This window comes from Flavonifractor sp. An91, assembly GCF_002159225.1.
GTDB lineage: Bacteria > Bacillota > Clostridia > Oscillospirales > Oscillospiraceae > Flavonifractor > Flavonifractor avicola.
Window position 1 is genome coordinate 1 of record NZ_NFHA01000050.1, and the last position, 11350, is coordinate 11350.

Here is an 11350-nt window from a genome sequence, read left to right on the forward strand (position 1 = left end):
TTGCCGGGAGCCTCGCAGGTGGCGTCCCGAATCACAACACTCTGGAACGCATGACCCAGGGCAGCCTCATAGTCCCGCTTTTCAATCTTGCCGCAGTCCACACACAGGTAGCGGTCATAACCCAGGGTCAGGCAGGTGGGGTCTACGCTGTTCAGCAGGGTCCAGTTGTGGTCCTCGCCGCAGGTGCCGTCCCCATCAGTTTCCTCTGTGCTTTCGTCCCGGAGATGGACATAGGCCACGCCGTCCTCCACCATGTCGGTGTTCTGGAATGTGTAGGTGATCTCATAGTACACCGCATAATCCCCGGCCTCGGTGTAGTTGGGGGCGCTGGTCAGGGTGCAGGCGTCCGCCGTGTGGCCGTAGCGGATGGCGGTGATGACGCCCGCCTCGGAGAGATCGGACACGGTAACGGTGTGGGGCTGGCCGTCTACCGTCCCGAAGTAGTCTGCAACCACGGCTTTTGCGGCGGTGTAGGCAGTTTCAGCATAGCCGCAGTCAGCGCAGGTGTCCATCTCCACAAACCGCTGGTTGGACAGTTCCGGCCGTATGACGGTTTCCATGTGGTGCCGTTCCAGGGTGGAGCTTTCCGCCTTGTAGGTGCCATAGCAGAAGCAGCAGTAAGAGCCTCCTTTGGTAGTCTTGGTATGATAGGTGCTATCTGTGCAGGTGTATGTCACAATGTCATCCAGAGTTTCCATGAACTCAGCCGCACAGTCATGGAGATAGTAAACATTGTTCTGGAACGCATATCCCGTGGGACCACTGTTGCTATTGATCGTCCCACAGGCGTTGCAGACTGCTTTTGTCCAATGGTAGCCAGTATAATATGCGTCTACGCCTGGTGCTCCGTCCAGAATAGGGCCTGTTCCTTCTCCGCCGCGCAAAGTGCCGTCCGAGTAAACCACATTTCTTGTAATGGCGGAAATACCGTCCCTGGTATATTCCGGTACGCGGAAAAGTGTAAAGTTTGTTTTTTGGTCGCAAATATTGCAGTAAAATGTTTCCGTGGTCACAACCGAGTTCACATCCAGCTCATTGGTGCGATCCAAAGCCGTCAGCCAATGCTCCGCCGGGTCATGGTAGCTGTTCTGCTGGGCGGCAAAGGCCGAGGGGATCAGGGAGAGCATGACGGCTACGACCAGAAGGAGGGCCGTCAGCCTCCGGGGGGAATGATGATTGTTTTTCAAATTGCACCTCCTAAATTTGTCGCAGAAATCAATAAAGCCCTTGGGACACTTTGTCCCAAGGGCTTACTTCTCAAGTTCCGTCTTTTTCTCCGGCGGCTGCTTTTCTTTCCACTCGTCCAGCAGGGCCATGATCTGGTCCTTCATCTGCCGGGGAGTGACCTCCTTGCCAAAATACTTGCTCAATTCTGCGGTGGAAAGAATCACTTTATCTACCTCCTTTTTCTCCTGGCTCAAAATACCGTCGATGGCGTCCGGGTTCAGCTTACCCTCCTTGTCCAGTTCCCGCAGCTTCTGCGCCTGGGAGAGAGAGGGTGCGGACTGTTCCCCTTCGATGGAAACCGCGATGAACTGCTGGTTTTTGGGACGGATGAAGGAAATCTCAACGGCAGGTGTAAAAGACAGCCGCTTTTCATTCACCATCTTTTGCAGTTCCGGCACCAGCTCATTGAGCCGGATATACCGCTGCACCTGCTTATAGTTGATACCGTTGCGGGCTCCCACCACCTCAGTGGACCGTTTTCCGGCGTCCTTGTCGTCCTCACCCAACTTGACGCCCTGGTGCTTAATGGCCTCAACTTGCTGTTTCAGGGCCCTGGCCTTTTCCATTGGGAGAATATGCTCCCGATGGCGCAGATTATCGTCCGTCATGGCGAGGATGGCCTCGTCATCCGTCATGTTGCGGACGATACAGGGCATATTCCGATACCCGGCCAATTCGCTGGCCTTCTGGCGGCGGTGGCCTGCCACGATCTCATAACCGCCGCCCTCACGGGGACGGACCAGGGCGGGCTGGTTTACGCCGCCGGTCTTGACGCTCTCCACCAGGGCCTGCATCTCCGCGTCATCCCGCACCTCGAAGGGGTGGTCCTTAAAGGCGTGGAGTTCGGACAGGTCAAGATAGACGATCTCCTCCTTGACCGGGCGGGTGGCGTCTCTGGGCTCGGTGGGCTGTTCCGGCGTCGGTGGTTTGGGCTCCACGGTAGAGGCGGCCTTACTGCTGCCCAGAGTGCGGGAATTCTTCTTTTTAGCCGGAGCCGAGAACCCGGCCCCTTGGGACTTCTTGTCCCGTGGGGCCGTCTTGCCGGGAGCGGATTTGCTCTCCTTGGGCGGGCGGCCCCGGCGGGGCGTGGGTGCGTCCGGCTGCTTACCTCTGTCCGAGGCTGGGGCCTTTTCCGGTGGTTTGCCTTTTACTGTCCCGTCACGGGCGGCGGTGAAATTCACCACCTTTCCAGCGGGGGCGGGATCTCCCATGCCGGGGATCGTGACCTGTTGATCCGTTTTTCCCGGCTGGGGCTTGTCCTCTTTGGGCGGAGTGGGCTTGTCTTTGCCCTTGGGATTGTCTTGCTTGGACGGAGCAGGTTGCTCTGCCCCGGGAGTGGGAGCCTTTTCTGCCACAGGGGGCACCGCTGCCTTGGGCGCATCCTCTACCGCAGGAGCCTCCGGTTTGGATGGGGAAGGCTGTTCCGGCATAGCGGGATCAGCCTTCATGGGCTCCGTGTTCTCCGCCTTTGCGGGCTCGTTTACCTTCCCGGCATCGGGAATATTCTTTTTGTCATCAGCCAATGAAAAACCTCCTTTGTCGTGAAATAGAAAAGGCCAGCCCTGCGGCTGGCTTGTGGGGAAGCCCCCTCCTTTCTCGTTAGAATATATGAAAACGCCGCCCGTAGTCCCGTTGGGAGGCCCTATTCACATTGCGTAATATGTGACTGTTACATATAGGATTTTATTGACTTTAGGCTCCTAGAGATGTAAGATTACAATGATTAATTATATTAAGTGGAGGTGAGTTTTGTGGCAACCGCTGAACATCTTAAGAGCCTTATAAAGGCCCATATTGAACACGATGATGAACGATTTAAGACAGTTGTTTTACAGATAGCAGCATACGAAGCAAAACTCGGCCACGAAACCCTCGCTCGTGAACTAAAGCAATATGCTGGCAAGGTTTGCACATCTAAAGGAAATATCTTTCGTTTTAATCAACAAAATTCTATGCTTTTGATGACATTGCCTTCTGATAGGTTGGCAGATTTAGTGGTATCTAAGGAACTTCTGGAACGCATAGAACGCATTCTCGATGAATATAGAAATCGTTATCGCCTTGAAAAATATGGGTTAAGTAATCGTAGAAAAATCTTAATTGAGGGAAAACCCGGGACAGGGAAGACATTTACAGCATCTGTAATCGCATCAGAACTGAATTTACCCCTTTATACCGTGCAAATGGATAAAGTTGTTACGAAGTTCATGGGAGAAACTAGCACAAAACTTCGACAGGTTTTTGATTCCGTTGCAACATCAACAGGTGTGTATTTTTTTGATGAATTCGATGCTATCGGTGCAGATCGAAATTTAGATAATGAAGTCGGCGAAGCACGTCGTATACTCAATTCTTTTTTACAATTTATCGAACAGGACATTTCAGAAAGTATTATTATCGCTGCTACTAACAATTCAAAACTCCTAGATCAAGCACTATTTAGAAGGTTTGATGATGTATTACATTATTCTATTCCATCGGAAGATGAAATCTGTAGACTGTTTGACTTAAAATTGAAATCCTTTAATACAAATTATTGTATTTCACATGTACTTGTTGAACACGCCATAGGCTTAAGCCATGCGGAAATTATTCATGTTTGTGACGATGCAATAAAGGATGCAATACTCAGGAACGGGGTAATTAACGATAGGTTGCTTGCTAAATTTATTGATGACAGAAGATCTGCCTATTCTACAAAGGATGCGTAACCATGTTAAAAAATATTTTTTTGGAAGAAACGATTACGCCTCTTCCCTATGTTTCAAAACGAGGACGCTCTAATGCCGTATATCCTACACGGAACAATCCACGCGCTCACGCAGATTTTATAAGCCACAAGTTAGAGGAATGCAAAATGCAGTCACTTACACAAAAGCAAGTGGCTGCAATTCGTTATAAAGAGGGAGTATATTTGGAGTTTTCTGGTGCTCCCCAATACGATTTGGCAATCCAAAAACTCGAGAATCTTCAGCAAGGAATACGCCTGTTAAATGTTAGGCAAGATGGTGATACTACCAAAGCAACCGTATATATTCCTGCAGGAAAAGAAGGTTATTTTCTTCATCGCATACAAGAATATATGGCTCCAAGAGAAGATGGAAAACCTCCTGCAAATAATGACCTTATTCGTAGTATTGAGGATGTTAAATTAGCTCTGCTTGATTCATTTTGGCTGGGTAGCCCAACTTCTATGCCCCAAAATAGTCCAGTGTGGTGTGAAGTTTGGTTACGCTTTGAGAGAGACTGTTATGACGATGCGGAATCTGATTTCTTAAATTGTTGTCATATGCTGGAGATAGAAGTAAACCCACGCCATATCATATTCCCAGAAAGAATTGTTCGTTTGGTAAAAGCAACTAGTACACAATTAGCAAATATCATATCGGCTTGCGCTTATGTAGCAGAGATGCGTTGTGCCCCTGAAATGACCAACTTTTTTGATGGGTTGCCTAGAAATGAACAGGTCGAATGGGCTGATGAATTGTTATCAAGAACCACCTTCCATGAAACACAGGCAAGGGTTTGCGTCTTGGATACCGGTGTGTCTGCTGGTCACAAACTTTTATCGCCTGCTATAAAAGACAGTAATATTCAAACCGTTGAAAACTCTTGGGGTATTGTTGATCATGATGGCCACGGCACTGAGATGGCTGGTATCGCATTGTATAATGATTTGAAAGAATGTCTCATTAGCCATGATGCACAGCATATATTTCATAAACTGGAATCTATAAAAATATTACCTCCGCCTGCACACGGAGAGAATCCTCCCGACTTATATGGCGCAATAACAGAGCGAGCGGTTGCTCTTGCAGAAATTGAGGAACCGGGAGTAAGCCGTGCTATTTGTATGGCAGTCACTTCATCAATGCACAATACGCTAGATGGAAGCCCAACTTCCTGGTCAGGTGCCATTGATAGCATTACCGCTGGAGCTGACGGGAGCGGTGAAAAGCGTCTATTCTTTGTTAGTGCAGGCAATGTCGAGCCAACAGAGATTGCACAGTCGGGATTCCCAAATGCAAACACTTTACACGGAATTGAAAATCCTGGTCAGGCGTGGAATGCATTGACGGTAGGTGCATATACAAAAGATATAGCTATTGATTCAGATTCTTTACCAGGATTTTCCCCAGTAGCTGATGCAGGTGATATTTCGCCGTACAGTTCAACATCAGTTACTTGGGATAATAAGTGGCCGGTTAAGCCAGAGATACTATTAGATGGTGGCAATATCGCTACTAACGGAGAAGACTATATTAGTTGCCCTGATCTCTCGTTACTTACAACAAACAGGAATCCACTGATAAGAACCTTTTCTACGATATGGGGAACTAGTTCTGCAACGGCGCAAGCGGCTTGGATGGCTGCACAACTTTTCGCAGAGTATCCAAACATTTGGCCGGAAACTGTACGCGCCTTGCTAGTCCATTCCGCTAGATGGACTGATTGTATGCGGCGGCGTTTCTGCACAGATGAGTTGAAATCGAGGGGCCGCAGAAATCTCCTTAGAACTTGTGGGTATGGCATTCCACATCTTGATAAAGCAATCCAATGTATGAATAACTCTGTTAACCTTATTATTCAAGGCGAATTGCAACCCTATAGAAAACACGATGGTCGAACTCAGATGAATGAAATGCATTTACATACCATACCGTGGCCTAATGAGGTTTTACAGTCACTTGGAGAGACTGGGGTAGAAATGAGAGTTACTCTCTCTTATTTTATCGAGCCGGGCCCTGGCGAAATTGGCTGGCGTAATCGCTATCGCTACCCTTCGTGTGGCTTAAGATTTGATGTCATCAGCCCAAATGAAACCATCGAAGATTTTCAAAAACGAATTAACATCAAAATGCGTGGCGATGATCTTCAAGATAACGGTGATGGTAGCAGCGGAAGTAACAGATGGTATTTAGGTACGACCAATCGCGATGTTGGCTCGATTCACTCAGATTTTATTAAGGATGCAGCAGTTAACTTGTGTAATGCAAATATAGTTGCTATTTATCCTATTATTGGCTGGTGGCGAGAGCGCAGTTATCTAGGGAAATTCAATAATAGTATTCGTTATTCACTTGTTATTTCTCTATCTACACCTAAAACCGATGTAGATTTATACACTCCCATCGTATCACAAATTCCTACAACAGTCCAAACTGACATTCCAGTACCCTGAACATAAAGAAGTGGGCAATCCACTTCTTTATGTTCATATATCGAAAATGCTAAATCAAGTAACATGGTAATAGATAGAACCTCTTGCTGGCGGCTTGCAAACCATTGATATGACTGGACTTTTCCAAGTCCCATAATTACACTCCGACCATGCGGAGTGTCCTTATAGGATCTGAGTATCCTGCAAAGGCACTCCGCATTTTATTTACATCCATAGCAACACAAAACGCTAGATTGTGTGGGGGGCTTACCATAATGTCAGAGCATTATGAGCAGCTCCCCCACCACCGAGAATTCTCCTTGACAATTTGTTTCTTCTATTGTATCATGTTACAAGTAATTTGGAATAAATTATGCGCTAGTGTGGCTCAGAGGTAGAGCAGCTCACTCGTAATGAGATAGTCGCAAGTGGGGTGTGAGAAAGTCCTTGTCCCACTTGGCTTTTCTTCTATCCCCAGAATGAGATAGTCGAAAAGGCTCCAAAAAGTGATCAAAAATGCTGTTTGCTGGAATAGCTCAGTCGGTAGAGCAGCTGATTCGTAATCAGCAGGTCGCGTGTTCAAGTCACGTTTCCAGCTCCAGAAAGACCGTTTACCACATTGGTAAACGGTCTTTTTGTTGTCCAACTGTTGCCCATTTGGTCAACAGTGGTCAACAGGACATTTTGAAGATGTATATTCAAAAACTGGCCCTTGGCTCCTCCCTCTGGAAGAGTTAAGATGTCACCACCAAAAGAATATAGGTGGTGAGGATATGGGTATCTTGGAGGAGTTCTATATGGGTGAAGTCAGACCTTGGGAGCAGTTTGGGTGTTCAGATGATCCAGTCTACAAGATGTACTCCCGCAAGATTGAGCAGTTGGAACACTCTTTGATGGTGGGTAGGTCTAAAAAAGAACAGAAAGTGTGTCAGGAATTAAAGCATTTGAGGACAGTCCAGAGTAATATGGAGTTGGAGCGTATGTTCCTTTACGCCTTTCGTATGGGTGCTGCTTTTGCTCTTGAACTTTTTGGTGAATAGACAGAAACACGGGTTGCCGACACCGGCAACCCGTGTTATATTTAGCATAGTGAAGTTTTAAGGTTCAATCAAACTCCAGCAGCTTTGAGGGTGGTACTTGCAGCACCTCAGCGATAGAAAAGAGTGTAGCCAGAGAGATCCCCACAGACAAGTTAGGTGCTTCAATCTGACTGAGGAAGCCTAGGGAAATCCCTGCTTTTTCCGCAAGCTGTTCCTGGGTCATTCCCCTTTGTCTTCTCAGATATCCAATTTTCAGACCAACAGCGATGAACTCATCTCTGTATTTTGAAATGTTCTCATTTTTCATAGCAAAAGCCCCTCCAAGAATATTTTAGGGGCTTGAGCCTGAAATATTTATATGCTACAATCAAGATAAACTAAGTGGAAGTTAGTAAAACATAAATAGAGAGATAGAAAAACTAAAAGAGAGGTAGTATTTATGAGGTTCAACAAACAAAAAATGTTATCTGGTGTTCTGGCAACAGGACTTGCCCTGTCCTGTATGGTGGGTCCTGCTTATGCAACCAGAAATATAAAAGATTTGGTCAATCAGACTGCAACAGAAATCGAGCAGCAAGAAAAGGCTATGGCAAACTTTAAAGACATCCCCGCAAATGCATGGTACTATGATTATGTAGCCAGAATGGTTCAGGATGGTCTGTTTGCTGGTACTTCCAGTACAACTTTTTCCCCTGAGGCTCCTATGTCAGAAGTTCAGTTCTTGACAGTTGTTTTGCGTAAGGCTTTCCCAACAGAGTTGGAACAGTATAATGCTCAGTATACAAGTACTTGGTATGATGGTGCTTATCGTTTAGGTTTAGCAAAGGGCATTATTAATTCTTCTGTTTATGGTAGTGGTGCTGATATGAATGCAAAAAATATTACCCGTGAGCGTATGACAGATATGGCCATCAAGGGGCTTGAAGCAATGGGTGAGCAGATTTATAGTGATGCTTATGGTGTATCATCACGTGTAACAGACTTAAATCAGTGTACAGGTGATATGAGAAATAGTATGATTAAGGCATACACAATGGGTATTATTGCAGGTACAACCAGTACCACAGTAAGCCCTAAGCAGACAGCAACTCGTGCGCAGGGTGCTACAGTTCTTTATCGTTTTGCTTATCCTGATGAGCGTACTATTCCTGATCTGAGTGCGCCTGTTGAGAAACCAGGTACAGATTTAAGTCAACCTATCACAATTTATGAGGGTCAAACTCGTGTAGCAGGCGAAAGCCGTCTTGCTCGTGAGGGTGATATCTTTGTTAAGGCTGATGGTACAAAGGTCGTTTTAAAGAAGGGACCAAATGGTGTTCTTGGTGAGGGTCAGGGCGTAGCTCCAGACCTTGGGTTTAAGGCTACACCTAATGCAGGTAAGGCGGGTACAGTAACAAATCAAGAGCGTTTCTCTCCTGGGCCTGTCCTTGGTGACTATAATTTAAATAGTATAGGAAAAGCATATAATAATGACACTTATAAGGTTAATCCTTGGACAGGTGAGGGTCATTGGGATACTGAATGGACTGTAATTATAGATGCAAATCCAATGCCCGCAACAAAGGGAACTTACGATGGTCAAATCAGTTCCAATGGTGTATGGGTATGGGATGGTGTTTTAGAGGATTGGGATTTATGCTGTAATTGGCCTGATACCAGTTATTTTCAATAATAAATAAAAAGATTTAAATAGTTATAGTCAAGGAAAGTAAAATGAAAGAGAAATCAGAATTCTGGTTTTTCTGACTTTTACTTTCCTTTTTCTTTTTATATAGAAATGAAAGGATGTTTTTGTATATATGGCGGAATATTTTCTATTAAGTTTTGGGATAGGCTTTGGAATATCGTTTGGTTTTAATATATTATACAATTTAATCCAAAAGAAAGATTCAAGAAAGAAGATAGAGTTTGGAACCGTAATGGGTTGGGGTGTATTTATAAGTTTAGTATTTTTGATGTTCTTTTTATTAAAGGGTTGTGAAAGTGCCTTTGCTGTTTAATCTTTAGGGGTATATAAAAAAATAAACTAAAAATGAACAGAATAGACATAAATAAATCTGTCCTCAACATAAATGGGGACAGTTAAATTTATTCTCTTTGAAAGTACATTTTCAAGGAGGATTTTTTTATGCGTGTGAGTGAGATAACAAGTTTTTTGGAACACGCCTACGGCGTGCTGAATGATACCTACTTTGAGGGTAGCCTACCCCCTGTGGTTATCACGGTTCAGAGCAGCCCTAAGGCTTATGGTCACTATACTACCTGGGATGCTTGGCGTCAGGATGAAAAGGGATATAGGGAAATCAATCTGGGGGCTGAAAACCTCTCCAGGGCAATAGAATTGACTATATCGACCCTGCTCCACGAGATGGTTCATCATTACTGTGCTATGGCTGGTATCAAGGACACCTCCAGGGGTGGAACCTACCATAACAAGAAATTCAAAGCAGAAGCAGAAAAGCGTGGCCTGGTGATTGGGTATGACCCCAGAATAGGTCATAGTCCTACAAGCCCCTCAGACGGCCTTATCGCCTTTATAGAGGGACAGGGGTGGACAGGGATAGACCTGAGTAGGACAGGCTGGTATGGTGCGTCTGGTGGTGCTGAGGGTGGTTCTGGTAGTGATCCTGGGGGTGGAGCAGATACAGGAAAGAAGAAAAGTAATGTGAGAAAGTATATCTGTCCTACCTGTGGATGCAGCGTGAGAGCCACCAAAGAGGTGCATATCGGGTGTCTGGATTGTGACTGTCCTATGGAGCTGGTGGAGAAGTGAATTTTGATATTTTTGACGATTAAGCAGCCGGAGACCACCCGTTGGTGGTCTCCGGTATTTTTAGATGCTCAAAATCGTAAAAAATTGTTTTTGACAGGAAGGAAAAGTACAGACAGAGCAAGGGATTAAAACCCTTGCCAGACCTCAAAAATCTGGATGCTACTGTTTTCTTTGTCCTGTAAGGGTTTTTGAGTGGTATTCCTGAAAATGAGATCTGGAGCTGGATTTTTAGGTGAATGGCTGCTTTTCCCTTACCCACCTTTTGTTCTTTTGGCCTACTCAAAATATGGGAGTGGGGACGGCACGCTTTTTGTTCTTTTGAAAGTGTATATTCAAAATATCCCCCCACCACCATTGTATCAGCCCCGCCAGTCCCGGTGGGGCTTTTCTGTATTCTCTCCTACTGTATCAGTTAGAGGTTTTATATACACTGTGCTGAATTTTATGCAAACAGGCAGGAGTTTTATAAAACATGAAGGAAATGTAGATTTTATAAGGGTTTTGTTGATATTATCAATTTGATGCTATCAAAATAATACATTTTTGCAATGTTACAGTTATGTTACAACGTCATTGTGGGTCTTGCTTTCACAAAAACATTGCGTTATTATGCACTCACGCTAAACGAACAAAATAATAGAACCGCCTTTGGCCTAAATGCACTTTCTAAAACTGTGAGTGGTAGCCACAAGTAAATTTCTGTTGGCATTAGGGTTCGACTCCCTTTCATGGTATGAGCTCATATTTTGAGCAAATATTTTTGAAAGGTGGTTCTATATATGAAGAAGAATCAGATTGTTTTGACACAGGAGCAGAAGGAGAATTTTCAGAGATTTTTGGATTTGGGTGATCGTTATAGATACTCCTATTTTTGGGGTGATAATGGAAATGGAAGTCGTAGAAATTACATTGAGAAACGTGATTATTTAAGTTATAAGACCACTGTTAATGGAGCGGACTATGAAATTTATTTTTCAGTATCTATGTCAAGAAAAAATGTCTATGTAACCAAGTATGTATATAAAAATGGTGTTAGCGTCAGGCGATAATCGCCATTCCGGGTCAGGCGAAAAACGCCAATTTTGGTCAACTGAAAACAGCCATTTACAATTTGAATAGTTCCTTTACACTGGAGGCGTAGCCAGCCCC

At 45.1% G+C, this 11350-nt stretch carries 9 protein-coding genes, 2 tRNA genes and 1 pseudogene; 9 read left to right on the forward strand and 3 right to left on the reverse strand.

Annotated elements, in window-relative coordinates; genetic code table 11:
* Window positions 1-1187 (reverse strand): annotated as a pseudogene (locus B5G42_RS16335) (hypothetical protein); the annotation flags it as partial.
* A 63-nt stretch (window positions 1188-1250) separates the two neighbouring features.
* Window positions 1251-2750 (reverse strand): ParB/RepB/Spo0J family partition protein, encoded by a 1500-nt coding sequence (locus B5G42_RS16340; RefSeq protein WP_242961265.1) that lies wholly within the window; start codon window positions 2748-2750, stop codon window positions 1251-1253.
* A 228-nt stretch (window positions 2751-2978) separates the two neighbouring features.
* Between B5G42_RS16340 and B5G42_RS16345 the strand changes: the two genes are divergently transcribed.
* The 5 genes from B5G42_RS16345 to B5G42_RS16360 all read left to right on the forward strand — a co-directional run bounded on the left by B5G42_RS16345 (window position 2979) and on the right by B5G42_RS16360 (window position 7428).
* Entirely contained in the window at window positions 2979-3938 is a 960-nt protein-coding gene (locus B5G42_RS16345; protein WP_087272647.1) for an AAA family ATPase, read from the forward strand.
* A 2-nt stretch (window positions 3939-3940) separates the two neighbouring features.
* Complete coding sequence (locus B5G42_RS16350) at window positions 3941-6409, forward strand: S8 family peptidase (RefSeq protein ID WP_087272650.1); 2469 nt, start codon at window positions 3941-3943, stop codon at window positions 6407-6409.
* Between the two features lie 356 nt (window positions 6410-6765).
* Window positions 6766-6850, forward strand: a tRNA-Thr gene (locus B5G42_RS18270).
* Between the two features lie 63 nt (window positions 6851-6913).
* Window positions 6914-6989 (forward strand) — tRNA-Thr (locus tag B5G42_RS16355).
* A 172-nt stretch (window positions 6990-7161) separates the two neighbouring features.
* Entirely contained in the window at window positions 7162-7428 is a 267-nt protein-coding gene (locus tag B5G42_RS16360) for a DUF6809 family protein (protein WP_087272652.1), read from the forward strand.
* Between the two features lie 64 nt (window positions 7429-7492).
* Here B5G42_RS16360 and B5G42_RS16365 read toward each other — a convergent pair whose 3' ends face one another.
* Window positions 7493-7735, reverse strand: a complete 243-nt coding sequence (locus tag B5G42_RS16365; protein ID WP_087272655.1) for a helix-turn-helix domain-containing protein — start codon at window positions 7733-7735, stop codon at window positions 7493-7495.
* A gap of 132 nt (window positions 7736-7867) precedes the next feature.
* On the opposite strand from B5G42_RS16365, the gene B5G42_RS16370 reads away from it, so the two are divergent.
* The 4 genes from B5G42_RS16370 (at window position 7868) to B5G42_RS18010 (ending at window position 11250) form a co-directional block, all read left to right on the forward strand.
* Complete coding sequence (locus B5G42_RS16370; RefSeq protein ID WP_087272658.1) at window positions 7868-9100, forward strand: S-layer homology domain-containing protein; 1233 nt, start codon at window positions 7868-7870, stop codon at window positions 9098-9100.
* Window positions 9101-9227: 127 nt separating this feature from the next.
* Complete coding sequence (locus B5G42_RS16375; protein WP_087272661.1) at window positions 9228-9428, forward strand: hypothetical protein; 201 nt, start codon at window positions 9228-9230, stop codon at window positions 9426-9428.
* Window positions 9429-9556: 128 nt separating this feature from the next.
* Window positions 9557-10201 (forward strand): SprT-like domain-containing protein, encoded by a 645-nt coding sequence (locus B5G42_RS16380; RefSeq protein WP_087272664.1) that lies wholly within the window; start codon window positions 9557-9559, stop codon window positions 10199-10201.
* 779 nt (window positions 10202-10980) lie between these two features.
* Window positions 10981-11250 (forward strand): hypothetical protein, encoded by a 270-nt coding sequence (locus B5G42_RS18010; protein ID WP_140399877.1) that lies wholly within the window; start codon window positions 10981-10983, stop codon window positions 11248-11250.
* The last annotated feature ends 100 nt before the right edge of the window (window positions 11251-11350 follow it).

Coding starts and splice junctions, on each gene's coding strand:
- B5G42_RS16350 (WP_087272650.1), top strand. CDS start 3,941: ATGTTAAAAAATATTTTTTTGGAAGAAACGATTACGCCTCTTCCCTAT.
- B5G42_RS16360 (WP_087272652.1), top strand. CDS start 7,162: ATGGGTATCTTGGAGGAGTTCTATATGGGTGAAGTCAGACCTTGGGAG.
- B5G42_RS16365 (WP_087272655.1), bottom strand. CDS start 7,735: ATGAAAAATGAGAACATTTCAAAATACAGAGATGAGTTCATCGCTGTT.
- B5G42_RS16370 (WP_087272658.1), top strand. CDS start 7,868: ATGAGGTTCAACAAACAAAAAATGTTATCTGGTGTTCTGGCAACAGGA.
- B5G42_RS16375 (WP_087272661.1), top strand. CDS start 9,228: ATGGCGGAATATTTTCTATTAAGTTTTGGGATAGGCTTTGGAATATCG.
- B5G42_RS16380 (WP_087272664.1), top strand. CDS start 9,557: ATGCGTGTGAGTGAGATAACAAGTTTTTTGGAACACGCCTACGGCGTG.
- B5G42_RS18010 (WP_140399877.1), top strand. CDS start 10,981: ATGAAGAAGAATCAGATTGTTTTGACACAGGAGCAGAAGGAGAATTTT.